Raw genomic sequence first — 22471 nt, 5'->3', positions numbered from 1 at the left:
CCGCTTGACGATGAAAAGATGAAAAGGAGCCCCAGCATAGCTAAATCCCGCGCAGAGGCGATAATGGCCCGCTGTCTTTTTGCCTCAGACCCCTTTTTACCATTGAAGCTCAGGAAACCCGACGCAATGTTCGAAATCCAGCCGATGAACGCCCAGACCTACCGGCAACAGACACGGCGCAGCACGGTCATCATTGCCCTGATCTTTCTGGCGCTGGCGATGGTGCTGTCCACGGCGGCGGTGGCTCTGTTCGGCACGCCGGGGGGCGACAATCTGCGCTTCAACGTCGGTGGCGTGTTTGTTGCGGTGCTGGCGATGGCGGCGCTGATGCGCCAGGTGTTCTGGCGCCAGGAATGGATGGCGCCAGCGGTCTATAGTTGGCAACTCAAGCGCAGCCTGATGAGCATCACCAATGTCATGCATCATGTAACGGCGGCCGTGGAAAAGGCTGATCCGGTTGCCATGAAGCTGTTGCGTTTCTACCATTTGGGGTTGAACCAGATGCATCAGCTCGATGGCAACTCCAGCGACCACGGCCAGTTGATCCGCGAAATGGATCAGCACTATGAACGAATGCAAGCGCTGGGGATCGATACCGAACAGACGCGGCTGGATCCGGCGTGGCTGGAGGCGGTAAAGCAGGCCAGGCGCTAACATCATCGCGAGCCTGGATCAGGCATAGTGAGCAACAGCGGCGATCAGGAAGACTCGTCCGGTCATAGACACTCAGGGAGCACCATGGGACATCCGTCGATCAACGATCATATTGAAATGCTCCGGCCAGCCGTGACCCGGCTCAAGGTCCGCTCGGCGGTGATCCTGCTGGTCGCGGTGTGCCTGTCGATGACGGCGATCGTGATCTGGGAAGCCTGGAGCTCGCGCCAGTACTACCTGCATGACAAGGAAGTGGCGATGTCCAACCTTGCGCAGACCCTGGCATCGCAAGCGCAGGCAACGATCAAGCAGGCCGACACGCTGTTGTTCACCTTGGTCGATCGTCTGGAGCACGACGGTGTGGATCAATCCCGGTTGCCGCTATTGCTCAACGCCCAGCGCAGTGAGCTGAGCCAGCTCCATGGCGTATTTGTTTTCGACGAAAAAGGGCAGTGGATCGCCAATTCCAATGGTGCCGGGCAAACCGGCGTCAACAATTCCGACCGTGAATACTTCATCTTCCATCGCGATAACCCCAGCCGTGGGCCGCACATCGGGCCGTCGATCAAGAGCCGTTCGAGCGGTGAATGGATCATGACGGTTTCGCGCCGGGTCAATCATCCCGATGGCAGCTTTGCCGGGGTGGCGCTGGCGACGATTTACCTCAGCCATTTCCTGCAGCTCTACGATAGCATCGACATGGGCAGTAACGGCGTTATCAACCTGATCGCCGACAATGCCACCATTATCATTCGCAGACCCTTCAAGGAGACGGAGATCGGCACCAGCCTCGCCAAGAGCCCCTTGTTCACCCAGTTGTTGTCCAAGGGCGATGCGGGTACGGCCACGATCAGGTCGGTCATCGACGGTGTCGAACGGGTGGCGGGGTATCGCCGGGTCGAGGGTTATCCGTTGACCGTTTTTGCTGCGCTGAACAAGGATGAAGTGCTCGGCAGCTGGCGCAAGGAGACGCTGCTCAGCGCCGGCATCGTCACGCTGTTGCTGGGTTTTCTCGGGGTACTGGGGTTGCGGCTTATCAAGCTGATGAAGCAGCAGAATCTGGTGCAGGTCGAGTTGCTGGACACCCAGGACAGGCTCCTGGAGGTCAATCGCAACCTCGAAGGCCTGGCCCTCAAGGACGCACTGACGGGGCTGCCCAACCGGCGTCAGCTCGACGCTTTCATCGAAACGGAAATGGGACGTGCCCGGCGCAGCCAGACCGAGTTGGCACTGCTGATGATTGATGTCGATCATTTCAAGCCGTTCAACGACCGCTACGGCCACCTGGCCGGTGATGAGTGTTTGCGTAAGGTCAGTGCGATCATCACGGACAATATCAAGCGCCCCGGTGGCCTGGCCGCCCGTTATGGCGGCGAAGAGTTCGCCGTGGTGCTGCCCGGCACCGACTACGTGGGGGCATTTCTGGTGGCGGAGAAAATCCGCCACGCGGTGCTACAGGCCGACATTGCCCACAGCGACAGCCCGGAAGGCACCGTGACCGTCAGCGTCGGCGTATGTGCCTGCAATACCGCTTCCCAGGTCCGCCCCGAAGACCTGATCGGTGCGGCAGACAAGGCGCTGTACGTGGCCAAGGCCGGTGGGCGGAACATGAGCGTGATTGCCAACTGAACGTCCGGCGTCAGACAAGCCGGTCCGTTCCCTGAACCAGTCGGGTGGCCAGGTTGGGTTTTTCAAGCTGCTCCAGCCACCAGCCAAGGGCGCGACCGTCATGATCGCCACGCCAGCCGGCGTACAGGATGTTCGGCTCGCGCGGGTCGGCCATCGGCTTTTCAACCAGCGTGCCGTTTTTCAGCAGCGAGCCAATCCGATGCCGCGGCAGCCAGCCCACCCCCAGCGCATTGCATTGGGCGAGGATTTTTGCGCGCATGGTTGGCACGGCCAGCACCGGTTGGCCCCCGGTGACGCCGTAGGTGCTGCCCTCGGTGACTCTGGACGAATCGGCCACCACAATCGCCCGGTGCTGCGCGACCATGGCCCGGGTAATCGGGTCTTTGGCCTTGGCCAGCGGGTGCTTGGGCGACACCGCAAACACCCATTCCATTTCCCCCAATTGCATCCAGCGCAAATTGGCAATGGCCGGCGGTTCATTGGTGGCACCAATAACCAGGTCCGCACGGCCTTCGCGCAGGGCTTCCCAGACCCCTTTGAGCACTTCCTGGGTGATGCGCAGCGGCACGCCGGATTGCAGCGCATCGAATTCGTGGATCACCGGGATCAGGGTTTCGAACTCCAACAGTTCGTCGGTCACGATCCACAAGCGGCTCTCCCAGCCGTTGGCGACTTGCTGGACCCGTTGGGTCAGGCGCGAGACGTCCTGCATCAGCCGCGCCGCTTCATTGACCAGCAGCTCGCCCGCCGGGGTCAGTTGCAAACGGTAGCGGCGGCGGTCGAACAGCAATGCATCGAAACGCTCCTCCAGTTGCCGCGCCGCATAGGACACGGTGGACGGCGCCTTGCCCAGGTGCGCCGCCGCCCGCGACAGGCTGCCGGTTTCGCGGATCGCTTCGAGCAGTGCCAGGTCTTCGGTCGACAGCATGTGTTCAATCCTTAGCGGGTGATTGACGGTTCAGACGACCCATCGCTTGATCAATCGAAGATAGACCAGCAGGTTGATTACCAGCACCACGCTGCCCAAACCCAGTTGAATGGTCGGCGTCAGGCCAGCCGGGTAAATCACCGGCCAAATGTAATGCTCGATGAATCCACCGCCATAGCCGGTTTGCCCAGCTCCATGGCGCATGCGGTTTTCCCAATCGGTCAGCGGGCAGGGCAGGTGGAAGAATTCCACCGCCATACCCCACAACGCAGCGGGCGGATGCCACCAGATCAGGTGGCGCCATTTGAGTACCAGCAGCCCGCCGAACAACACAAACACAATGAACAGCAAGTGAAACAGCATCAGCCCATCGGCGGCGATTCGGTACAGCATGTCGGTGCCCCTGAAGGCTGAACGAATCGCTCCATGGTACTCGGGCCGGCGGCGGACGCTCTATCGATTGTCGCGGCCTAATGCGCCGAGCACGCCTTTCAAACGCTCGGTCATCCATTCACTGCTGCGTTGCATCGGTGCGCGCAGTTCGTCACCGATCAAGCCTTCCAGGGCCAGCGCGGTTTTCACCGGGGCCGGGTTGGGCTCCAGGAACAGGCTGTTGATCAGCGGCAGCAACCGGAAAAACGTGGCGCGGCCTTCAGCCAATTGGTTGTCGCGGATCTGCCGGTGCAACTGCACGAACAGTTCGGGATGGACATGCGCCGACGCGGCAATCGCGCCTTTGGCGCCCAGGCACAGGGCATTGAAGATCTGGTTGTCTTCGCCGCACAGCACGTCGACCTGGCCGCTATCGAGCAAGGCGAGGGTGTTCGAAAAATTACCGCCGCAATCCTTGATGGCGACGATCCGCTCGTGGGCGACGATGTTGAGCAGGGTCGCCTGTTCGAAGGCCACGCCAGTACGGTAAGGGATGTCGTAGAGAATCAGCGGAACGCTGGAGGCATCGGCGACCGTGCGGAAAAACGCTTCGAGGCCGGCCTGGGAAGGGCGGATGTAATACGGCGCCGGCACCAGCAGGCCCGCCACCGGGCGCTTGAGGATCTCGCTCTGGAACTGCAACAACTCGGTCAGGTTGTTACCGGCCAGGCCCATGACCACCCATTGCGCCGGCACCAGCTCCAGCACCGCATCCAGCACCGCCAGTTGCTCATGCTTGCCCATCGCCGCCGGTTCGCCGGTGGTGCCGCAAACGATGAGACCGTCGACACCTTTTTCCAGCAGATGGCTGACCAGCCGGCGCAAGCCGACGAAATCGATGGCGTCGTTGTGGAACGGTGTGACCAGTGGAACCCAGATACCTTGAAACGCTGACATGCACTTTCTCCTGATGGTTGACCGATTTCGTCACCGTCAGGAGCGTGGAAGGAGAGCAAGCAAGGGGAGGGTGGTCCGTCGCGCTCAATGTCCTGTCAGCTCATCTGACGGGACAGCGCGCCCCGGTCACATGAGCGACTGTTTCTTCGATTTGAGGGCGTGCGCAACGCAACCTTGCGCCTTGGCAATCAAGCCAATGACGGAAGAGTCGAGATTGAAGGTTGCGGACATACTTGCTTACACCCTGAGTGAGGCGCCCAGTTTTAAAAGCCGGCGCGCCGTTTGTCAATCACGAAAATCAGCGAACTCGGCGCGCATCCGGCCTTTGTGCTTGGCCTTGTAGAGCAGATGATCGACCTGTTCGACGAATTCCAGCGCCGTGGCATGCGGTGAAACGGCGGTGGTACCGACACCGAGGCTGACGCTCAGCAGGTTCGACACCCCGGAGAATTCATGGGGGATCTGCTGCTGGCGAATCAGGTGCAGGCATTTGTGCGCCACCATCCGCGCGGACTCGGCATCGGTTTCCGGCAGCAGCCAGACAAACTCTTCACCGCCGATCCGCGCAATGAAATCCCGTGGCCGGTTGGCCGCCAGGGACAAGGTCTGCGCGACGCGGCGCAGGCATTCGTCGCCCTTGATGTGACCATAATGGTCGTTGTACTGCTTGAAGTAGTCGATATCCAGCACCAGCACCGACAATGGCAAGCCGGTGCGCTGGGCGTGGTTCCACTCACGCTCCAGCACGGTGTCGAACATGCGCCGGTTGGCTATGCCGGTCAGGCCGTCCTGGAAGGAATACTCTTCAAGCTGCTTTTGCAGGCGGATCAGGTGCTCTTCGGTTTTCTTGCGCTCGCTGATATCGAACATGAACCCCACCAGCGCCTCGACTTCACCGTTCTTGCGCACCACATGCACCACATCGCGGATCCAGACGTACTCGCCGCTTTCGGTGAGTGCGCGATAGTCGGCTTCGTGATCGATACCGGCGCGCGATTGCGAGACGCAGTAGTCCATCACGTAGTCGCGGTCATCCGGGTGCATGCGCTCGACCCAGTCATTGACCGAGACCCAACTGTGCTGCTTCCAGCCCAGCAGTTCTTCGATCTGTGGCCCGATGTAGCTGAACGTCATGGTTTTCCAGTCGATGCTCCAGGGAATCGCCCGGGTTGACTCAAGCAGGGTTTTATAAACGTCGCTGTCGGTTTCCACTGAACTCATGAAGGGCCTGCCTCGATGAAAATGCAGCGCAATCATGTTGCTAGCACTTTGGCGAATCAAGCGGGCAGCCGATGAATGGCACGTTGTCGTATGAGTGAGCAAGATTGTTCAAGCCTTCGGCCGCGACTGCTGGCAAAGTCTGGGGTCTTTCCCTGTCTGTAGAACGTTATGTCCAACTCAATCATGCCGCGCAGTGCCTTTTTGCGCGGCGCTGCGGCGATCATGCCGTTGTCCCTGGCCACTGCGCCCTGGGGCTTGCTGGCCGGTTCCATGGCCATCGAAGCCAACCTCACGCCCCTGCAAGGCCAGGGCCTGTCGGGCATTGTGTTTGCCGGTGCGGCGCAACTGGTGGCCATCGGCATGCTCAAGGGCGGTGCCGGGATTTTTTCGATCTTGCTGACCACGCTGCTGCTGACCTCCCAGCATTTGCTCTACGGGATGAGCATGCGCTCGGTGATTTCGCCATTGCCGGGGCGCTGGCGTGCAGGGCTGGGGTTCTTGCTCACCGATGAGTTGTTCGCCCTGACCAGCCAGCACGACAAACAGCAGTTCAACCGTTGGTACGCGTTGGGCGTGGGCTTGACGTTCTACATCGCCTGGAACCTGTTCACCCTGGCGGGCATTGTGCTTGGCAGCAGCATTCCCGGCCTTGAACACCTGGGCCTGGATTTCTCCATCGCGGCGACCTTCATCGCCCTGATCACCCCGGTGGTACGCAACGTGCCGACTGTGGTGTGCGTGGCGGTGTCGCTGTTCTGTTCGGTGCTGTTCAGCTACTGGCAATGGGGCTCGGCGCTGGTGCTGTCGGGGCTGGCGGGCATGACCGCCGGGTTTGTCTGCAATAAATTCTACGGTGGACGCACATGATGGTCTGGGCAGTGATTATCGGAATGGGCGTGTTGGTGTTCCTCAACCGCTATGTTTTTCTGGAGCCGCGACTGCCGCTACGCTTGAGCAGCAATGCCCGGCAGTTCCTGGGGTTTGCCGTACCGGGCATGTTGACTGCCATCTGCGGGCCGATTGTGTTCATGCCGGAAAAACAGCTGAATCTGCACTGGGACAATCCCTATCTGATCAGCTCGCTGGTGGCGGTCGGGCTGGTGCTTTACACGCGCAATACGTTGCTCAGCATGCTGTTGAGCATGGGGTTCTTCTTTTTGCTGCGCTGGTGGCTCTGAGCAGGGCAGGGGAACTGATCTAAGCTTAAAGTTGATGACCGATCCCTTCAGGAAGCGAGGTGAACATGGCCAATGAACCCAAGCAACCGGACCTGGAAGAAGACGAGGACGAACCCACGGAAGAAGAGATTGAGCAGCAGAAGCGTTCGGTACCGGACTGGAAGCATCCTGACGACGGTAAGGAACTGTCGGAGCCTGACCGCAAGTTCTGACCGGCACGCGAATACGACAAAGCCCCGCCATTGTAGGAGCGAGCTTGCTCGCGATGGTCGTTAACGATAACGCGTGTTTACTGGCTAAACGCGACGCTCTTGAGTCCATCGCGAGCAAGCTCGCTCCTACAAAGTCTTTAAATGAACGGTATTACGCTTTTTAAGCGGGGCTTTGTCGTGATTGATAGGTTCATGGAACTTTATTGATGAGCGCGGCGCCCTGGTTCCTGACATTGCCAATGGCCTTGTCGACCTTGTACCACTCAAATACCTCACTGACCTCACCCTGGGATAACGCCATTTCCTCGGCCCGTTCCTTGGGCGTGGCCGGGTCCAGCCATTCCCGCGCCAGTTCGGGCGAGAACACCACCGGTCGCCGGTCATGCACGTCAAGCAGGCCGCCTGCGCTGTCGGCCGTCAGGATGACGAAACCATCGTGTTCCCTGTGAGGCGCTCCGCCGATGGGGTACTGGCCGATGGCCGCGCAGAAAACCGGTGCCCGGTTCCGTCGCCGGATCAACCACGGTTGTTTGTTGCCGTCACCGGCGTCGACCCATTCGAACCAGTTATCAATCGGGCAGATCGCACGATGGGGCCAGATCGCCCGGAAGTAGGGGCCGTGGGCGACTTTCTCGACCCGGGCATTGACCGGCTCCGTGCGATCCGTCGACCAGTGCGGTCGCCAACCCCAGCGCACGGCGTCGGCGTGCAGTCGCTCATTCTCCAGGTGCAACAGGGCGAGTTGCGTGGTGGGGGCGGCGTTGTAGTGCGCCAGGGGTTCATTGCCGACGTGATTGATCAGCGCGTCGGGGATGCTCAGCACCGCCACGAAGTCGTGGATTCCGCGGTATTGCGACAGTCGTCCGCACATGGCCTGGTACTCTGGTTGAGCATTTTTTTCAGTTTAGTTGGTGGCGACGAAACGGGCTTGGCAAGCACTGGAACCAAACCCTGTGTACCTTATCCAAACTCGGCCCGTCGTCTCGATGCGGGCCGACGACGGATGAGCGGGCGAAGGATCCTTGCCCATTGAAGTATCGACCGTGATGGTCTGGCCCAAGGCAAAAGATGAAACGATTGTTCAAGTGTTTAACGGTGTGCGCCCTGGCAGTGGGTCTGCTGGGCTGTATCGCCGCACCGATCGAAATGACTCCGCAGACCGAGCAGCGTTTGCAGGCGCAACCCCCCATCCGTTTTCTGCTGACCTTCGATGACGGTCCCAGTGCATCGAGTTGGTGGAATCCGACCGTCACGGTACTGGAGAGCCTGGCGCAAAACCCGCTGCAACCGGACATCAAGGCCGTGTTCTTCGTGCAAACCCGGGCTCCGCGAGCCGGTGGCAGCGAGTTGGGCCGGGACATCATGCGGCGTGAACACGCCGAAGGTCATATCCTGGGGTTCCACACGGCGACGCCCTGGCACACCAATCATCGCTCGCTGGAGCCGCAGGAGCTGGAACAGTCCCTGACCGATGGCAGCGCCGACATCGCGGCGATCACCGGTACCCCGCCAACCCTGCTGCGCCCGCCATTCTGGAACTACGACAAACGCACCTTCGCCGCTTATCAGAAGCATGGCCTGCACGTGCTGCTCACCGACTTGAGCGCCAATGACGGCAAGATCTGGGGCTTCAACGCCAGCCCCCGGCGCCGCTCGCACATGCTGCGCTCGATGTCTGAAGTTCGCGAACGCATTGCCCGTGGCGAATTGCCGGTGGTCGATGGCGTGATTCCGGTGGTGGTGACCTTCCACGACCTCAATCGCTATACCGCCCGGCATACCCGCGAATACCTGCAGATTCTGCTGGACAGCGCCCGGGAGACCGGGGTGAAAACCGCCGCCAAGCCGTTTTACGACGACCAGTCCGCGTTGCAGCGTGCGGCCATGGCGCGAACCGTGCACGACGATTCGCAGCCGGTCGAGCTGCCGGGGTTCTGGAACTGGATCTGGGGCGGGAACGCCCATTAGACGTTTTGTCCGCGAGTTGCGTATCGAGATGAAGGCAGGGTGCCGGGCCTTTGCCGGCTGATCATTGCTGGCAGGGTAAACACTGACCTGCGGCGATCCGACAAGCCCCCTCGCCACAGGTGATCATCGCCTTACGCTCCCGGTGGCAGCAGCTCATCTATCATCCGCAAACAATGGTTCAACCCCGGCGATACATCGCCCACCCGTCGGCTGAGAATGATCGGCGAGGTGGCGTTGTCTTCCAGCAGCGGGGTGAAGCCGATGTCGTCGCGGTGCAGCAATTGCACCGAGGCCGGTACCAGCGTGACTCCGATTCCTGCCCCAACCAGACCGATCGCCGTTTGCAGTTCGTTGGTCCATTGCGCGACGTGGATGCGCACGCCGTAGGACTCGAACAGGGCAATCACATGGTCGGCGTAACTCGGCCGTGGATTGCCGGGGTACAGCACAAAGGGTTCCTTGGCCAGTTCCCGCAGGCTGATGGGACCGGCGAGCAACGGGTGCCCGGCGGGCAGGGCGGCGACCAGGCGGTCTTCCGTGAGCACGGTCTGGACGATGGCCGGGTCGTCGATACGGATCCGGCCGAAACCGATGTCGATGCGCCCGGCCTTCAACGCCTGCACCTGTTGCAGGGTGGTCATTTCCGAAAGCCCCAGCTCCAGCTCCAATGGCTCGCCACTGCGTAACCGGCGGATCAGTTCCGGCAACACGCCGTACAGCGTCGACGGCGCAAAGCCGATCCCCAGCCAGGTTTTCTCACCCAACCCGATACGCCGGGTGTTGTCGCAGACCTTGTTCAGTTGTTCGAGCAGGGCGGTGGAGTGCTCATGGAAAAACCGCCCGGCGTCGGTCAGCTTCAGCGGTCGGCCGCGCTCCAGCAGCATCACCCCCAGTTCGTCCTCCAATTGCTGGATCTGCCGGCTCAAGGGCGGTTGGGCGATGTGCAGCAGCTCGGCGGCGCGGGTGAAGTTGAGGGTTTGAGCCAATACCTGGAAGTAACGCAGGTGACGCAGTTCCATGGAGCCTCCAGACGCGGATCGGTTGCATACCTTTAAGGTATCAAGTCAGACCAATTCTATATTGGCATCAGGAAAAAAGCCGTACGAGAATCGATTCCAGAACTTCAAGAACCTGACGGGTATCGAAATGCTTGCAACAGCCATTGAATCGATCGAGACGATCATCGTCGATCTGCCGACCATCCGCCCGCACAAGCTGGCGATGCACACCATGCAGAACCAGACCCTGGTGATCATTCGCGTGCGTTGCACCGACGGCATCGAAGGCATCGGCGAATCCACCACCATCGGTGGCCTGGCCTACGGCAATGAAAGCCCGGACAGCATCAAGACCAACATCGACAGGCACTTCGCACCGCTGTTGATCGGCCAGGACAGCAACAACGTCAACGCTGCCATGTTGCGCCTGGAGCGCAGCATCCGTGGCAACACCTTCGCCAAATCCGGTATCGAAACCGCACTGCTCGATGCCCTGGGCAAACGCCTCGGCCTGCCGGTCAGCGAATTGCTCGGCGGCCGTGTTCGCGACGCGCTGCCCGTGGCCTGGACCCTGGCCAGTGGCGATACCGAGAAGGACATCGCCGAAGCGGAAAAAATGCTCGACCTGCGCCGCCACCGCATCTTCAAACTGAAGATCGGCGCCGGGGAGGTCAACCGCGACCTGGCTCACGTCATCGCCATCAAGAAAGCCCTGGGTGACCGCGCCAGCGTGCGGGTCGACGTCAATCAGGCCTGGGATGAAGCAGTGGCACTGCGGGCCTGCCGGATCCTCGGCACCAACGGCATCGACCTGATCGAACAGCCGATCTCGCGCAACAACCGCGCCGGCATGGCCCGCCTGAATGCCATGAGCCCGGCGCCGATCATGGCCGACGAATCCATCGAATGCGTGGAAGATGCGTTCAACCTGGCTCGCGAAGGCGCGGCCTCGGTGTTCGCCCTGAAGATCGCCAAGAACGGCGGCCCACGTGCTGTATTGCGCACCGCCTCCATCGCTGAAGCGGCCGGTATCGCCCTGTACGGCGGCACCATGCTTGAAGGTGGCCTGGGCACCATGGCCTCGGCCCATGCCTTCGTCACCCTGAACAAACTGGCGTGGGACACCGAGCTGTTCGGCCCGCTGTTGCTGACTGAAGACATTCTCAGCGAACCGCTGGTGTACCGCGATTTTGAACTGCACGTGCCGAACACCCCGGGTCTGGGCCTGAGCCTGGATGAGGAGCGCCTGGCGTTTTTCCGCCGCGACAAGACCATTCATCAAGCCTGAGGAGAGCATTATGCTGTTCCACGTAAAAATGACCGTGAACCTGCCGGTCGACATGAACCCGGAGGCAGCCGCCAAACTCAAGGCTGACGAAAAAGCCCTGGCCCAGCGTCTGCAAGAGCAGGGCAAGTGGCGCCACCTGTGGCGCATCGCCGGACACTACGCCAACTACAGCGTGTTCGATGTCGACAGCGTTCAGGAACTGCATGACCTGCTGATGCAATTGCCACTGTTTCCGTACATGGCCATCGAGATCGACGCGCTGTGCCGGCATCCTTCTTCCATCCGTGACGATGACCGCTGAGCCCAGCCTGTTCAGCGCGCTACCCTAATAATTACAAGATGAGGAACCCAGAATGAACGTCAAGATTTCCCACACTGCCGAAGTCCAGAAATTTCTCGAAGAGGCCAGCGGCCTGCACAACGACGCCGGCGACCCACGGACCAAGGCATTGGTCTACCGCATCCTGCGTGATTCGGTAAACATCATCGAAGACCTGGTCGTGACCCCGGAAGAGTTCTGGAAAGCGGTCAACTACCTCAACGTGCTGGGCGCGCGCCAGGAAGCCGGGCTGGTGGTGGCCGGTCTCGGTCTGGAGCACTACCTCGACCTGTTGATGGACGCCGAAGACGAGCAGGCCGGCAAGTCCGGCGGCACGCCGCGCACCATCGAAGGTCCACTGTACGTGGCGGGCGCGCCGCTGTCGGAAGGCGAAGCGCGCCTCGACGATGGCGTCGATCCGGGTGTGACCCTGTTCATGCAAGGCCGCGTATTCAACACCGCCGGCGAACCTTTGGCCGGCGCCGTGGTAGACGTCTGGCATGCCAATACCGGTGGTACCTACTCGTACTTCGACACCGCCCAGTCGGAATTCAACCTGCGTCGCCGCATCGTTACCGACGCCGAAGGCCGCTACCGTTTCCGCAGCATCGTGCCGTCGGGCTACGGCTGCCCACCGGACGGTCCGACCCAGCAACTGCTCGATCAACTGGGCCGACATGGCCAGCGTCCGGCGCACGTGCACTTCTTCATTTCCGCGCCGGATCATCGCCACCTGACTACCCAGATCAATCTGGATGGCGAAAAGTACCTGCATGACGATTTCGCCTACGCCACCCGCGACGAGCTGATCGCCAAGATCACCTTCAGCGACGATCAGCAGCGCGCAGCGGCCCATGGTGTGAGCGGTCGCTTTGCCGAAATCGAATTCGATTTCACCCTGCAGTCGTCTGCACAGCCTGAAGAACAGCAGCGCCACGAGCGGGTTCGCGCACTGGAGGACTAACAACACAATCCTGTAGGAGCGAGCCTGCTCGCGATAGCGGTTTAACATTCAACATCTATGTTGTTTGATACTCCGTCATCGCGAGCAGGCTCGCTCCTACAGGGTGTTTGTGCAACTCGCCGGAAATATCTCAAGGGACTGATGCACTGTTCTAGAATGGCCCGATGCAACCTATAAAAACAATGAGAGTGACCCGATGATGCAAGCTCAACTGTTGAGTCAGCGCAGCAGAGTATTCGACCAGGCCGACCCCTATGCGGTGTCGGGCTACGTCAATCAGCATGTCGGTAACCACTGCATTCTCATGCCCCGTGCCGGCAGCCCGCTGGCCAGCCTTGATCATCGCAAGTTCGCCAGCCTCGACCTGTGCCGCATCAGCTACGGCGCCAGTGTGCGGGTGACGTCGGGCGCACTGGAGAACATCTATCACCTTCAAGTGCTGCTGCGCGGCAATTGCCTGTGGCGCGGCCACGGCCAGGAACATTACTTCGCCCCCGGCGAGCTGCTGTTGATCAACCCCGACGATCCGGTGGACCTGACGTATTCCGCCGATTGCGAAAAATTCATCCTCAAAGTCCCGACCCGCTTGTTTGAATCGGTCTGCGATGAGCAGCGCTGGCGCTATCCAGGGCAGGGCGTGCGGTTTCTGGAAAACCGTTATCAGCTCAATGAACTGGAAGGTTTCGTCAACCTGTTGGCGATGATCTGCCAGGAGGCCGAATCCACCGAGCAGATCCCCAGGGTGCAGGAGCATTACACGCAGATCATCGTCAGCAAGATGCTCAGCCTGATGAAAACCAATGTCTGCCGCCTCGAGCTGGGCTCGCAGACGGCCACGTTCGAGGCGATTACCGATTACATCGCCAATAACCTCAAGCAGGACATCGACAGCGAAGCACTGGCGCGCCAGGCGCACATGAGCCTGCGCTCGTTGTACGGACTGTTCGAGCGCAATGCCGGCCTTACGCCGAAAAACTACCAGCGCCAGAAACGCCTGGAACGCATCAACGCCTGCCTGAGCGACCCGACCTGCAACGTGCGTAACGTCACCGAAGTGGCGATGGACTACGGCTTCCTGCACCTGGGACGGTTCTCCGACAGCTACCGCAAGCAGTTCGGCGAATTGCCGTCCGATACCCTCAAGCGCCGGCATTGAGTTCACTGAGTAACCTGTGGCGAGGGGGCTTGCCCCCGTTGGGGCGCGAAGCGGCCCCCGACTGAATGTCAGTCACCACCGAATTCACAGGACCAACGACTGCTTCGCAGCCGAACGGGGGCAAGCCCCCTCGCCACAGGTTTAGCGTTGTCCTTTCGAATTCTCCCTGCACAAAACGGATAAAGGTCTGCACCCCGCGGATATTCCAGCCTGCCCCCCCCGTCCTAGCATGACCCCTGCCTGAACAATAACAATGGAGGCGGCGGCCATGTCCCTGCGACCCGAATATTTGCATTCCCTGCTTGAAGACGATCCCGAGCAGGGCCTCTATCGCTGCAAACGCGAGATGTTCACCGACCCCCGGTTGTTCGATTTGGAGATGGAACACATCTTCGAGGGCAACTGGCTGTACCTGGCCCACGAAAGCCAGATCCCCAACATCAACGATTTCTACACCACCACCATGGGGCGCCAGTCGATCTTCATCGCGCGCAACAAGGACGGTGTGCTCAAGGCCTTCATCAACGCCTGCAGCCACCGTGGCGCGACCCTGTGCCGGCACAAGTCCGGCAACAAGAGCTCCTACACCTGCCCGTTCCACGGCTGGACCTTCAACAACTCCGGCAAGCTGCTCAAGGTCAAGGATCCGGCCAACGCCGGCTACCCGGCGAGCTTCAACTGCGAAGGCTCCCACGACCTGACGAAGGTCGCGCGTTTCGAGTCCTATCGCGGCTTCCTGTTCGGCAGCCTGAAAGCCGATGTGCTGCCACTGGTCGAGCACCTGGGCGAGTCGGCGAAGATCATCGACATGATCGTCGACCAGTCCGTCGATGGCCTGGAAGTGCTGCGCGGCTCTTCCAGCTACATCTACGAAGGCAACTGGAAACTCACCGCGGAAAACGGCGCCGACGGCTACCACGTCAGCTCCGTGCACTGGAACTACGCGGCCACCCAGAACCAGCGCAAGCAGCGCGAGGCCGGCGACAGCAATCCGACCATGAGCGCCGGCAGCTGGGCCAAGCAGGGCGGTGGTTTCTATTCCTTCGACAAGGGCCACATGCTGCTCTGGACCCGTTGGGCAAACCCCGAGGACCGTCCGCTGTACGAGCGCCGCGATGAGCTGGCGCAAGACTTCGGCAAGGCCCGCGCCGACTGGATGATCGAGAATTCGCGCAACCTGTGCCTGTACCCGAATGTGTACCTGATGGATCAGTTCAGCTCGCAGGTCCGTATCGCCCGGCCGATCTCGGTCAACCGCACGGAAATCACCATCTATTGCATCGCCCCCAAAGGCGAAAGCGACCACGCCCGTTCGAGCCGAATTCGCCAGTACGAGGATTTCTTCAACGTCAGCGGCATGGCTACGCCCGACGATCTGGAGGAGTTCCGCTCCTGCCAGACCAGTTACCAGGGCAGCGTCACCACCTGGAACGACATGTCCCGTGGTGCCGAGCACTGGATTGAGGGTGCCGACGAGGCAGCCAAGGAAATCGACCTGCATCCGCTGCTCAGCGGCGTGCGCACCGAGGACGAGGGCCTGTTCGTGCTGCAGCACAAGTATTGGCAGCAGACCATGCTCAAGGCCCTGGCGGCCGAACAGTCGAAGCTGATCGTCGTGGAGGACGTGCAATGACCATTTCCTATGACGCCGTGCGCGATTTCCTCTACCGCGAAGCCCGCTACCTCGACGATCGTCAGTGGGACGAATGGCTGGAATTGTACGCCCCGGACGCGACGTACTGGATGCCGTCCTGGGACGACAACGACGAATTGACCGAAGACCCGCAGCGGGAAATCTCGCTGATCTGGTACGGCAACCGCACCGGCCTGGAAGACCGCATCTTCCGCATCAAGACCGAGCGCTCCAGCGCCAGCGTGCCGGACACCCGCACCTCCCACAACATCAGCAACATCGAGCTGCTCGAACAGGCCGACGGCCTGTGCAAGGTGCGCTTCAACTGGCACACCCTGAGTTTTCGCTACAAGACCGTCGACAGCTATTTCGGCAGCAGTTTCTACACCCTCGACGTGCGCGGTGAGAACCCGCTCATCAAGGCCAAGAAAGTGATCCTGAAGAACGACTACGTTCGCCAGGTCATCGATGTTTACCACTTGTGAGACTGCCGTCATGACCCATTCCATTGCGTTCAATTTTGAAGACGGCGTCACCCGGTTCATCGACGCCAATGCCGGCGAAACCGTGGCCGATGCCGCGTACCGCCAGGGCATCAACATCCCGCTGGACTGCCGCGACGGCGCTTGCGGTACCTGCAAGTGTTTTGCCGAAGCCGGCACCTACGATTTGGGCGAGGAGTACATCGAAGACGCCCTCAGTCCTGAAGAGGCCGCACAGGGTTTTGTCCTGACCTGCCAGATGCGCGCCCAAAGCGATTGCGTGGTGCGCGTACCGACGTCCTCCGAGGTCTGCCGCACCCGTCAGGCCAGCTACGACGCGACCATCAGCGCCGTGCGCCAGTTGTCAGACAGCACTATCGCGCTGTCGATCAAGGGCGAAGCCCTGGGCAAGCTGGCGTTCCTGCCGGGGCAATATGTGAACCTGGGCATTCCCGGCAGCGAGCAGACCCGCGCCTACTCGTTCAGCTCGTTGCAGCGCGACGGTGAGGTCAGTTTCCTGATCCGCAACGTGCCCGGCGGCTTGATGAGCAGCTTCCTGACCGGCATGGCCAAGGCCGGCGACTGCATGAGCCTGGCAGGTCCCTTGGGCAGTTTCTACCTGCGCGACATCCGTCGGCCGCTGTTGCTGCTGGCCGGTGGTACCGGGCTGGCGCCGTTCACCGCGATGCTGGAGAAGATCGCCGAGCAGGGCAGCGATCATCCGCTGCATCTGATCTACGGCGTGACCCACGATTTCGACCTGGTGGAAATCGACCGCCTCGAAGCCTTCGCCGCGCGCATCCCCAATTTCACCTTCAGCGCCTGCGTCGCCAGCCCCGAGAGCCAACACCCGCTCAAGGGCTATGTGACCCAGCACATCGAGCCCAGGCATTTGAACGATGGCGACGTCGACGTCTACCTGTGCGGCCCGCCGCCGATGGTCGAAGCGGTCAGCCAGTTCATCCGCGAACAAGGCATCGCGCCTGCCAACTTTTACTTCGAAAAATTCGCCGCCAGCGCGGCGTGAGTCGCGTTGTTGTGGGAGACAGAGATGAACAGATTTCACGAAAAAGTCGCCCTGATCACCGGCGCTGCCCAAGGCATCGGGCGGCGGGTGGCCGAGCGTATGGCCGCCGAAGGGGCGAAGCTGATCCTGGTGGATCGCTCCGACCTGGTGTTCGAAGTCCAGCAACAGTTGGCGTCAACCACCCAGGTACTGGCCCTGACCGCCGACCTTGAGCAATACGAGGAATGCAGTCGGGTGATGCAAACCGCCGTCGAGCGCTTCGGTCGCCTCGATGTGCTGGTCAATAACGTCGGCGGGACGATCTGGGCCAAGCCGTTCGAGCACTATGAAGCGTCGCAGATCGAGGCCGAGGTTCGCCGTTCGCTGTTCCCGACCTTGTGGTGTTGCCATGCCGCGCTGCCGTTCATGCTGGAGCAGGGCAGTGGTGCGATCGTCAACGTATCTTCCATCGCCACCCGCAGCCTCAACCGCGTGCCCTACGGTGCGGCAAAGGGAGGGGTCAATGCCTTGACCGCTTGTCTGGCGTTTGAAACCGCCGGTCGCGGCGTGCGGGTCAACGCCACGGCGCCTGGCGGCACCGAAGCACCGCCGCGACGCATACCCCGCAACGGTGCCGAGCAGAGTGAGCAGGAAAAACTCTGGTACCAGCAGATCGTCGACCAGACCCTCGACAGCAGTCTGATGAAACGCTACGGCACCCTGGATGAGCAGGCGGGGGCTATTCTGTTTCTGGCCAGCGACGATGCGTCCTATATCACCGGCATGGTCATGCCCGTGGGCGGTGGCGATCAGGGCTGACGCGAGCGATTAACAATCCGATCCGCAAACGGAGTCATGGTGATGAGTGACAAACCCACGATCGTGCTGGTCCATGGTTTTTGGGGCGGCGCTGCCCACTGGAACAAGGTCATCGTCAAATTGCTCAGCCGGGGTGACACGCACATTCGTGCCGTCGAGTTGCCACTGACTTCGCTGGCCGAGGATGCCGAACGCACGCGCAAGATGGTCGCCCAGGTGCCCGGTCCGGTGCTGCTGGTGGGGCACTCCTATGGCGGTGCGGTGATTACCGAAGCTGGCGACCAGCCGAATGTGGTGGGCCTGGTGTACATCGCCGCGTTCGCGCCGGACGCCGGCGAAAGTCCTGGCGGCATCACGCAACGGCACTTGCCTGCGGCAGCGGCTAACCTGACGCCGGATAGCGACGGTTACCTGTGGGTCAAGCCTGAGCTCTACCACGAGAGCTTCTGTCAGGACCTGCCGGCGACCGAAGGGTTGGTCATGGGCCTCACCCAGAAAGCGCCGCTGGCGAGTACCTTCGGCGACACCATTGGCACGGTGGCCTGGAAGAACAAGCCATCGTGGTATCAGATCTCGGCCGCAGACCGGATGATCGCGCCACAGAACCAGCAATGGATGGCCGCGCGGCTCAACGCCCGGGAAATCCTGACCTTGAACGCGAGCCATGCGTCCTTGGCGTCGATGCCCGCCGAAGTGGCGGCGTTGATCGACAGGGCAGCGACGGCGTTGACCCAAGGCTAGGGGCCAAATGCAACTGGAATGGGGGATTTCCATGGCGACGTCTGGTCGGTATTTTGGACAAGGGTGGGTGTAAGGTAAGCAAGTCAACCTGAGATCACTGCCCAAGAGGAGGTGACTATGAGCGTTCCGATGCTGAACAAAATGCACATGAACGGTTACGACGTACTCAGCGTCAACAACGGCCCCTGGCGGGTGTGCACCCAAGGCGACCGGCTGGGTTCGTTTGCCAGTCGGGAAGAAGCACTGGCGTTTGCCGCGTCGCTGCCCGGCTACAGGGCGCGCGCTGTCAGGCCTGCGGGCAGCCATCAAGCAAAGTGAAGTCGTGCCCGAAGCCCCCGGTTCTCCGGTAATCTCCTGTAGGAGCGAGCTTGCTCGCGATGGACTCAAGCGCGCCGAGTTTAGCCAGGAAACACGCGTTATCGTTAGCGACCATCGCGAGCAAGCTCGCTCCTACAAAGTCCTTAAGGGCGCTAGTAGCCGCCGCCTCCGCTGGGGCGGGAGGGTTCCCGGGCCTTTTGTTGCGTGTGGCTCCACTCCGCGCAGGTCATGAAGCTTTTGTGGTCGACCATGCCTCGGCCGTCAAAGCTGACATTGAACGCTTGTTGATGGCCGGACTGAGTCAGTTTGTAGTCAAAGCACGTACCAGGTTCGACGCTCCGATCGCTGATCGCCAGCGGCTGGCCGCCGATTTGTCGGACTTGCTCCTGGGTCATGCCGGTGTCGACTTTCGCGACCAGCGGCTGATCCTGGTAGATCGAGTTGGTGCTGCAGCCTGCCAACGCGGTCAGTACGACGACCAGCGTGAATAGAGGCCTGTTCATGGCAGCGCTCCCGCTATTGAGTCTTGTTGCGGCTAATGACCTTGGCTTTCACTTCCTCGGCGTAGCCGGACAGTTTTGCTTCATCTCCCTGAAACAAAGAACACAGTTTCTGAACGGCTTGCGCGTCGATGTCGTTGCCGAGCAGGCGCAATTGCTGCTCGATGCGCAACAGCTCCACGGCCGACCAGCGCAAATCTGACGCCAGCCCTTGCAGATCACGCCGAAGTTCCTGTTCCGATTCGTTAAGCCACATGATGACCTCCTGAACTCTGCACACCAAAATTTTAGACCTGTTTACCGCACCGGATGTTGTGTTCGTCTGATTCAGCGGGGTTTCCTTTGGTCGGGAAAATAAATGCGAACATGAAAGTACTCAGTCCTGCTCAAGAAAGATGGATGCCTTATCTGAATGCAAGGAACTAACCGGGCAAAGTGATATCAATGAAAGTCGCCGAATCGTTGGGGATGGATGTAGGGACGACGGCGAGCTACATTCTCTTTTTTCTAATTTAAGGAAGCAGCATGCGGATGTTGATGGGGGGAGTCGTGCTGGCATTGCTGGCCGGGTGTTCGTTGCCCGCTTCACTGGTACCGGGCGAGCCGAATGTCAGCAAGCACAGCGTGAAGGTGCCAAAAGAGTATGCGGCGTGTGTTTTGCCTGCCTGGCAAAAGGAAGTAGCGAATACGACCCAGGTTTCGATATCCAACGGATTTCGCATCACTGCGCCGAGTGTGATCACGGCCGACGAAGTACTGGATATCGTGAAGTACAAGGACGGCAGCCAGATTTCGCTGTATCAGGGGCCACCTTGGGCCAAATCCGGCTACCTGCGCAAAATCGTGCACGACTGTTTGTAAGTTGTAAGCGCGGGACAGTGAAAATCGGTCGCCGACCGTTTTTCGACTCAATTGAGAAAAAACCGGATGCCTGGCGTGCATCCGGTTTTTTTTGTGTGGATCAGTCTACAAGGTTGGTGGTCGGGATGATTTGCTCGCTCGCCTGGGCGGCACTTTTACGTTCCCGACGCTCGTTCATCCAGCTTTCCACTTTTACGCCGAATTCTGGCGGGGCCTTGCGCCCGAATTTCCTGGCGATGTCGAGGATGGTTTGTTGGGCGAGTGCCTCTTCCATGCGTTTTTGCGCAACCATCATCGCGCCATGGATCGCGCATAGTCCGTCCAATGCCCATTCAGGCGGGGTGCCGTCAAACACTGCGCAACGGCCACGGATCTCCCGGCAATCGAAGATCGACTTGCGGCCGTCGATGGCATTGACGATATCCAGCAAGGTGATTTCGTCAGCGGGCCGGGCCAGCTTGAAGCCACCGCGCATGCCTTCGGTGGCGACCACCAGATTGGCCTTGGCCAGCTTGGTGAAGATTTTCGCCAGATAGTCCTGGGGGACGCCTTGCAGATCGGCAAGGTCGCGCACGCTCGCTTCGCGCGAGTCGCCGCCATTGCCCACCAGGAAAAGCAGGCAGTGGATGCCGTATTCGACACCCGCGCTGTAAAGCGACATACATATCTCCGACTTATTTAGTCGCAAATATTAGCAGCCGAAAGCTAGCCAGGCAACGAATCCCTCCTCGTTCAATCTTTTTTCATGACAGCGAACGCTCCTGTGGTGCGCTGAATACGGGGTGTTCAGCTCATGGATCACGGTTTTCGATGGCAGCCCTCGGTAAAAACCTGTTGCAGGATTTAACTTGGATCAATACAGTCGTAGTTATTCGGTCAGGAGTGACAGACGCTTATCCGGGTACAACCCGGCGTCGGTCCGTAAACCCTCAACGATTTTCAACACCTGGTTATCCCCCTGGAGTCAAAAATGAAGCAGCACATTCTGGTAATCGGCGCAGGTTTCGGTGGCATGTGGACCGCTTTGAGTGCCACGCGCCTGTTCGACATTCACGGCCACAACGACGTTGAAGTGACCGTGCTGGCTCCCCAGGCCGAGTTGCGTGTGCGTCCGCGCTTCTACGAACCGAACGCCCACCAACTGGCCGCGCCGATTGGCGACCTGTTCGATGCCGTAGGGGTCAAGTTCATCAAGGGCGCGGCACAGACCATCAACGTCGATCAGAAACAGGTCGGCTATGTCGATGCGGCGGGTGCCCAACAAGTCTGCAGCTACGACAAACTCGTTCTGGCCACCGGCAGTCGCCTGGCTTCGCCGAACACTCCGGGCGTGGCTGAACATGCCTTCGACGTCGATCAGATCGAACAGGCCGTGCGTCTGGAAAACCACCTCAAGGCGCTGGCCAATCAGCCCGAAAGCAAGGCGCGCAACACGGTGGTGGTGGCCGGTGGCGGTTTCACCGGGATCGAAACGGCGACTGAAATGCCGAGCCGACTGCGGGCCATCCTCGGCGACCGTGCCGACATCAATGTGATCATCGTTGACCGTGGCGATAAAATTGGCGGCTCGATGGGTGAGGAAATCGCCGAATCGATCGTCGAGGCCAGTGTGGCGACCGGCGTGAAATGGCACTTGAAGGCCTCGGTTGTGTCGGTCGATGCCAATGGCGTGACCCTGTCCGACGGTGCTCGTATCGACGCCAACACCGTGGTCTGGACCACCGGCGTTCGCGCCAGCTCCCTGACCGAGCAGATTCCGGCCGAACGCGATCACTTGGGCCGTCTGCATGTCGACGCACACCTGAAAGTCATTGGCCAGGACGACATCTTCGCCACCGGTGACGTTGCCTATGCGGCCAGTGACGAGATCGGCAACTACGCCTTGATGACCTGCCAACACGCTATTTCGCTCGGCCGCCATGCCGGTAACAACGTCGCCGCGCAGCTTCTCGGTGTCGACCCGACGCCCTACAGCCAGCCAAAGTACGTGACCTGCCTCGATCTGGGCGCCTGGGGCGCGGTGTACACCGAGGGTTGGGACCGTCAGGTCAAGTTGGTCAAGCATGAAGCCAAGGCATTGAAGACTCAGATCAACACCCAGTGGATCTATCCGCCAGCAGCTGATCGTGTCGCTGCATTGGCTTCGGCGGATCCGATGATTCCTGTGGCCTGATTGATTCGAAGATCGCGTCTGAATAAAAAAATCCCGCTCGGGTTCGCCTGAGCGGGATTTTTTTACGCCTTGATTGCCTGCATGAAATTTACCG

Annotated in this window: 27 protein-coding genes; 18 read left to right on the top strand and 9 right to left on the bottom strand. The window is 60.4% G+C overall.

Translation table 11 applies throughout. The annotated features are described in order from the left end of the window. Nucleotides 1–126 precede the first annotated feature (126 nt). Together AC3ITY_RS21250 and AC3ITY_RS21245 are read left to right on the top strand one after the other, a co-directional pair. On the top strand, nucleotides 127–654 hold the full coding sequence (locus AC3ITY_RS21250; protein WP_489304737.1) for a DUF3087 family protein: 528 nt from the start codon (nucleotides 127–129) through the stop codon (nucleotides 652–654). 84 nt (nucleotides 655–738) lie between these two features. Then, nucleotides 739–2283 (top strand): sensor domain-containing diguanylate cyclase, encoded by a 1545-nt coding sequence (locus AC3ITY_RS21245; protein WP_223458519.1) that lies wholly within the window; start codon nucleotides 739–741, stop codon nucleotides 2281–2283. Between the two features lie 10 nt (nucleotides 2284–2293). Here the strand turns inward: AC3ITY_RS21245 and AC3ITY_RS21240 are convergent, their stop codons facing one another. The 4 genes from AC3ITY_RS21240 to AC3ITY_RS21225 form a co-directional block, all read right to left on the bottom strand. Next, nucleotides 2294–3211: a LysR family transcriptional regulator gene (locus tag AC3ITY_RS21240; RefSeq protein ID WP_489304735.1), complete on the bottom strand. Its 918-nt coding sequence runs from the start codon at nucleotides 3209–3211 to the stop codon at nucleotides 2294–2296. A 30-nt stretch (nucleotides 3212–3241) separates the two neighbouring features. Beyond that, the gene (locus AC3ITY_RS21235) at nucleotides 3242–3604 is read right to left on the bottom strand and encodes a DUF2784 domain-containing protein (protein WP_489304733.1); all 363 of its coding nucleotides are present in this window, start codon (nucleotides 3602–3604) and stop codon (nucleotides 3242–3244) included. A gap of 60 nt (nucleotides 3605–3664) precedes the next feature. Beyond that, the gene (gene dapA, locus AC3ITY_RS21230; protein ID WP_489304732.1) at nucleotides 3665–4540 is read right to left on the bottom strand and encodes a 4-hydroxy-tetrahydrodipicolinate synthase; all 876 of its coding nucleotides are present in this window, start codon (nucleotides 4538–4540) and stop codon (nucleotides 3665–3667) included. A gap of 285 nt (nucleotides 4541–4825) precedes the next feature. Continuing rightward, nucleotides 4826–5761: a GGDEF domain-containing protein gene (locus AC3ITY_RS21225; RefSeq protein WP_489304730.1), complete on the bottom strand. Its 936-nt coding sequence runs from the start codon at nucleotides 5759–5761 to the stop codon at nucleotides 4826–4828. A 168-nt stretch (nucleotides 5762–5929) separates the two neighbouring features. Between AC3ITY_RS21225 and AC3ITY_RS21220 the strand changes: the two genes are divergently transcribed. The 3 genes from AC3ITY_RS21220 to AC3ITY_RS21210 all read left to right on the top strand — a co-directional run bounded on the left by AC3ITY_RS21220 (nucleotide 5930) and on the right by AC3ITY_RS21210 (nucleotide 7151). Further along, entirely contained in the window at nucleotides 5930–6628 is a 699-nt protein-coding gene (locus AC3ITY_RS21220) for an AzlC family ABC transporter permease (protein WP_223458531.1), read from the top strand. Further along, nucleotides 6628–6939: an AzlD domain-containing protein gene (locus tag AC3ITY_RS21215; protein ID WP_167362889.1), complete on the top strand. Its 312-nt coding sequence runs from the start codon at nucleotides 6628–6630 to the stop codon at nucleotides 6937–6939. The genes AC3ITY_RS21220 and AC3ITY_RS21215 overlap by 1 nt, the downstream gene beginning before the upstream one ends. Before the next feature lie 65 nt (nucleotides 6940–7004). Beyond that, nucleotides 7005–7151 (top strand): hypothetical protein, encoded by a 147-nt coding sequence (locus AC3ITY_RS21210; RefSeq protein ID WP_008051909.1) that lies wholly within the window; start codon nucleotides 7005–7007, stop codon nucleotides 7149–7151. Between the two features lie 190 nt (nucleotides 7152–7341). On the opposite strand, the gene AC3ITY_RS21205 is transcribed toward AC3ITY_RS21210, so the two are convergent. Continuing rightward, the gene (locus tag AC3ITY_RS21205) at nucleotides 7342–8022 is read right to left on the bottom strand and encodes an SOS response-associated peptidase family protein (protein ID WP_489304729.1); all 681 of its coding nucleotides are present in this window, start codon (nucleotides 8020–8022) and stop codon (nucleotides 7342–7344) included. 197 nt (nucleotides 8023–8219) lie between these two features. Here AC3ITY_RS21205 and AC3ITY_RS21200 point away from each other — a divergent pair, with 197 nt between their 5' ends. Further along, a complete protein-coding gene (locus tag AC3ITY_RS21200) occupies nucleotides 8220–9119 on the top strand; it encodes a polysaccharide deacetylase family protein (RefSeq protein ID WP_489304727.1) in 900 nt (299 codons plus the stop codon). 131 nt (nucleotides 9120–9250) lie between these two features. Here AC3ITY_RS21200 and AC3ITY_RS21195 read toward each other — a convergent pair whose 3' ends face one another. Beyond that, nucleotides 9251–10138 (bottom strand): LysR family transcriptional regulator, encoded by an 888-nt coding sequence (locus AC3ITY_RS21195; RefSeq protein WP_489304725.1) that lies wholly within the window; start codon nucleotides 10136–10138, stop codon nucleotides 9251–9253. Between the two features lie 127 nt (nucleotides 10139–10265). On the opposite strand from AC3ITY_RS21195, the gene AC3ITY_RS21190 reads away from it, so the two are divergent. The 10 genes from AC3ITY_RS21190 (at nucleotide 10266) to AC3ITY_RS21145 (ending at nucleotide 18843) form a co-directional block, all read left to right on the top strand. Further along, nucleotides 10266–11405 carry a muconate cycloisomerase family protein gene (locus tag AC3ITY_RS21190; RefSeq protein WP_223458537.1) on the top strand — a complete coding sequence of 380 codons (1140 nt, stop codon included), beginning with the start codon at nucleotides 10266–10268 and terminating at the stop codon, nucleotides 11403–11405. A 10-nt stretch (nucleotides 11406–11415) separates the two neighbouring features. After that, the gene (gene catC / locus AC3ITY_RS21185) at nucleotides 11416–11706 is read left to right on the top strand and encodes a muconolactone Delta-isomerase (RefSeq protein WP_060541777.1); all 291 of its coding nucleotides are present in this window, start codon (nucleotides 11416–11418) and stop codon (nucleotides 11704–11706) included. A 52-nt stretch (nucleotides 11707–11758) separates the two neighbouring features. Then, a complete protein-coding gene (gene catA, locus AC3ITY_RS21180; RefSeq protein ID WP_223458539.1) occupies nucleotides 11759–12688 on the top strand; it encodes a catechol 1,2-dioxygenase in 930 nt (309 codons plus the stop codon). Nucleotides 12689–12884: 196 nt separating this feature from the next. Next, nucleotides 12885–13844, top strand: a complete 960-nt coding sequence (locus tag AC3ITY_RS21175) for an AraC family transcriptional regulator (protein WP_489304724.1) — start codon at nucleotides 12885–12887, stop codon at nucleotides 13842–13844. A gap of 268 nt (nucleotides 13845–14112) precedes the next feature. Continuing rightward, nucleotides 14113–15477 carry a benzoate 1,2-dioxygenase large subunit gene (gene benA, locus AC3ITY_RS21170; protein ID WP_489304723.1) on the top strand — a complete coding sequence of 455 codons (1365 nt, stop codon included), beginning with the start codon at nucleotides 14113–14115 and terminating at the stop codon, nucleotides 15475–15477. Then, nucleotides 15474–15962: a benzoate 1,2-dioxygenase small subunit gene (gene benB, locus AC3ITY_RS21165; protein WP_223458543.1), complete on the top strand. Its 489-nt coding sequence runs from the start codon at nucleotides 15474–15476 to the stop codon at nucleotides 15960–15962. The genes benA and benB overlap by 4 nt, the downstream gene beginning before the upstream one ends. 10 nt (nucleotides 15963–15972) lie before the next feature. After that, nucleotides 15973–16986 carry a benzoate 1,2-dioxygenase electron transfer component BenC gene (benC, locus tag AC3ITY_RS21160; RefSeq protein ID WP_489304721.1) on the top strand — a complete coding sequence of 338 codons (1014 nt, stop codon included), beginning with the start codon at nucleotides 15973–15975 and terminating at the stop codon, nucleotides 16984–16986. 24 nt (nucleotides 16987–17010) lie between these two features. Continuing rightward, on the top strand, nucleotides 17011–17784 hold the full coding sequence (locus AC3ITY_RS21155) for a 1,6-dihydroxycyclohexa-2,4-diene-1-carboxylate dehydrogenase (protein WP_489304719.1): 774 nt from the start codon (nucleotides 17011–17013) through the stop codon (nucleotides 17782–17784). Between the two features lie 42 nt (nucleotides 17785–17826). Next, nucleotides 17827–18525, top strand: a complete 699-nt coding sequence (locus AC3ITY_RS21150) for an alpha/beta hydrolase (RefSeq protein WP_489304717.1) — start codon at nucleotides 17827–17829, stop codon at nucleotides 18523–18525. Nucleotides 18526–18642: 117 nt separating this feature from the next. Then, the gene (locus tag AC3ITY_RS21145; protein ID WP_489304716.1) at nucleotides 18643–18843 is read left to right on the top strand and encodes an SPOR domain-containing protein; all 201 of its coding nucleotides are present in this window, start codon (nucleotides 18643–18645) and stop codon (nucleotides 18841–18843) included. A 152-nt stretch (nucleotides 18844–18995) separates the two neighbouring features. On the opposite strand, the gene osmE is transcribed toward AC3ITY_RS21145, so the two are convergent. Then, the gene (gene osmE / locus AC3ITY_RS21140) at nucleotides 18996–19346 is read right to left on the bottom strand and encodes an osmotically-inducible lipoprotein OsmE (RefSeq protein ID WP_489304715.1); all 351 of its coding nucleotides are present in this window, start codon (nucleotides 19344–19346) and stop codon (nucleotides 18996–18998) included. Nucleotides 19347–19359: 13 nt separating this feature from the next. Then, nucleotides 19360–19599: a hypothetical protein gene (locus tag AC3ITY_RS21135; protein WP_223458556.1), complete on the bottom strand. Its 240-nt coding sequence runs from the start codon at nucleotides 19597–19599 to the stop codon at nucleotides 19360–19362. A 269-nt stretch (nucleotides 19600–19868) separates the two neighbouring features. On the opposite strand from AC3ITY_RS21135, the gene AC3ITY_RS21130 reads away from it, so the two are divergent. Next, nucleotides 19869–20204, top strand: coding sequence for a hypothetical protein (locus tag AC3ITY_RS21130; RefSeq protein WP_489304714.1), 336 nt, complete (start codon nucleotides 19869–19871; stop codon nucleotides 20202–20204). Between the two features lie 100 nt (nucleotides 20205–20304). On the opposite strand, the gene AC3ITY_RS21125 is transcribed toward AC3ITY_RS21130, so the two are convergent. Next, nucleotides 20305–20865: an RrF2 family transcriptional regulator gene (locus AC3ITY_RS21125; RefSeq protein WP_489304712.1), complete on the bottom strand. Its 561-nt coding sequence runs from the start codon at nucleotides 20863–20865 to the stop codon at nucleotides 20305–20307. A 309-nt stretch (nucleotides 20866–21174) separates the two neighbouring features. Here AC3ITY_RS21125 and AC3ITY_RS21120 point away from each other — a divergent pair, with 309 nt between their 5' ends. Next, entirely contained in the window at nucleotides 21175–22377 is a 1203-nt protein-coding gene (locus tag AC3ITY_RS21120) for an NAD(P)/FAD-dependent oxidoreductase (RefSeq protein ID WP_489304711.1), read from the top strand. The last annotated feature ends 94 nt before the right edge of the window (nucleotides 22378–22471 follow it).

The organism is Pseudomonas sp. GL_091, assembly GCF_057837725.1.
The sequence above is the reverse complement of the archived record's forward strand: the minus strand, read 5'-3'. Positions and strand labels throughout refer to the sequence as shown.

Coding starts and splice junctions, on each gene's coding strand:
- AC3ITY_RS21250 (WP_489304737.1), top strand. CDS start 127: ATGTTCGAAATCCAGCCGATGAACGCCCAGACCTACCGGCAACAGACA.
- AC3ITY_RS21245 (WP_223458519.1), top strand. CDS start 739: ATGGGACATCCGTCGATCAACGATCATATTGAAATGCTCCGGCCAGCC.
- AC3ITY_RS21240 (WP_489304735.1), bottom strand. CDS start 3,211: ATGCTGTCGACCGAAGACCTGGCACTGCTCGAAGCGATCCGCGAAACC.
- AC3ITY_RS21235 (WP_489304733.1), bottom strand. CDS start 3,604: ATGCTGTACCGAATCGCCGCCGATGGGCTGATGCTGTTTCACTTGCTG.
- dapA (WP_489304732.1), bottom strand. CDS start 4,540: ATGTCAGCGTTTCAAGGTATCTGGGTTCCACTGGTCACACCGTTCCAC.
- AC3ITY_RS21225 (WP_489304730.1), bottom strand. CDS start 5,761: ATGAGTTCAGTGGAAACCGACAGCGACGTTTATAAAACCCTGCTTGAG.
- AC3ITY_RS21220 (WP_223458531.1), top strand. CDS start 5,930: ATGTCCAACTCAATCATGCCGCGCAGTGCCTTTTTGCGCGGCGCTGCG.
- AC3ITY_RS21215 (WP_167362889.1), top strand. CDS start 6,628: ATGGTCTGGGCAGTGATTATCGGAATGGGCGTGTTGGTGTTCCTCAAC.
- AC3ITY_RS21210 (WP_008051909.1), top strand. CDS start 7,005: ATGGCCAATGAACCCAAGCAACCGGACCTGGAAGAAGACGAGGACGAA.
- AC3ITY_RS21205 (WP_489304729.1), bottom strand. CDS start 8,022: ATGTGCGGACGACTGTCGCAATACCGCGGAATCCACGACTTCGTGGCG.
- AC3ITY_RS21200 (WP_489304727.1), top strand. CDS start 8,220: ATGAAACGATTGTTCAAGTGTTTAACGGTGTGCGCCCTGGCAGTGGGT.
- AC3ITY_RS21195 (WP_489304725.1), bottom strand. CDS start 10,138: ATGGAACTGCGTCACCTGCGTTACTTCCAGGTATTGGCTCAAACCCTC.
- AC3ITY_RS21190 (WP_223458537.1), top strand. CDS start 10,266: ATGCTTGCAACAGCCATTGAATCGATCGAGACGATCATCGTCGATCTG.
- catC (WP_060541777.1), top strand. CDS start 11,416: ATGCTGTTCCACGTAAAAATGACCGTGAACCTGCCGGTCGACATGAAC.
- catA (WP_223458539.1), top strand. CDS start 11,759: ATGAACGTCAAGATTTCCCACACTGCCGAAGTCCAGAAATTTCTCGAA.
- AC3ITY_RS21175 (WP_489304724.1), top strand. CDS start 12,885: ATGATGCAAGCTCAACTGTTGAGTCAGCGCAGCAGAGTATTCGACCAG.
- benA (WP_489304723.1), top strand. CDS start 14,113: ATGTCCCTGCGACCCGAATATTTGCATTCCCTGCTTGAAGACGATCCC.
- benB (WP_223458543.1), top strand. CDS start 15,474: ATGACCATTTCCTATGACGCCGTGCGCGATTTCCTCTACCGCGAAGCC.
- benC (WP_489304721.1), top strand. CDS start 15,973: ATGACCCATTCCATTGCGTTCAATTTTGAAGACGGCGTCACCCGGTTC.
- AC3ITY_RS21155 (WP_489304719.1), top strand. CDS start 17,011: ATGAACAGATTTCACGAAAAAGTCGCCCTGATCACCGGCGCTGCCCAA.
- AC3ITY_RS21150 (WP_489304717.1), top strand. CDS start 17,827: ATGAGTGACAAACCCACGATCGTGCTGGTCCATGGTTTTTGGGGCGGC.
- AC3ITY_RS21145 (WP_489304716.1), top strand. CDS start 18,643: ATGAGCGTTCCGATGCTGAACAAAATGCACATGAACGGTTACGACGTA.
- osmE (WP_489304715.1), bottom strand. CDS start 19,346: ATGAACAGGCCTCTATTCACGCTGGTCGTCGTACTGACCGCGTTGGCA.
- AC3ITY_RS21135 (WP_223458556.1), bottom strand. CDS start 19,599: ATGTGGCTTAACGAATCGGAACAGGAACTTCGGCGTGATCTGCAAGGG.
- AC3ITY_RS21130 (WP_489304714.1), top strand. CDS start 19,869: ATGCGGATGTTGATGGGGGGAGTCGTGCTGGCATTGCTGGCCGGGTGT.
- AC3ITY_RS21125 (WP_489304712.1), bottom strand. CDS start 20,865: ATGTCGCTTTACAGCGCGGGTGTCGAATACGGCATCCACTGCCTGCTT.
- AC3ITY_RS21120 (WP_489304711.1), top strand. CDS start 21,175: ATGAAGCAGCACATTCTGGTAATCGGCGCAGGTTTCGGTGGCATGTGG.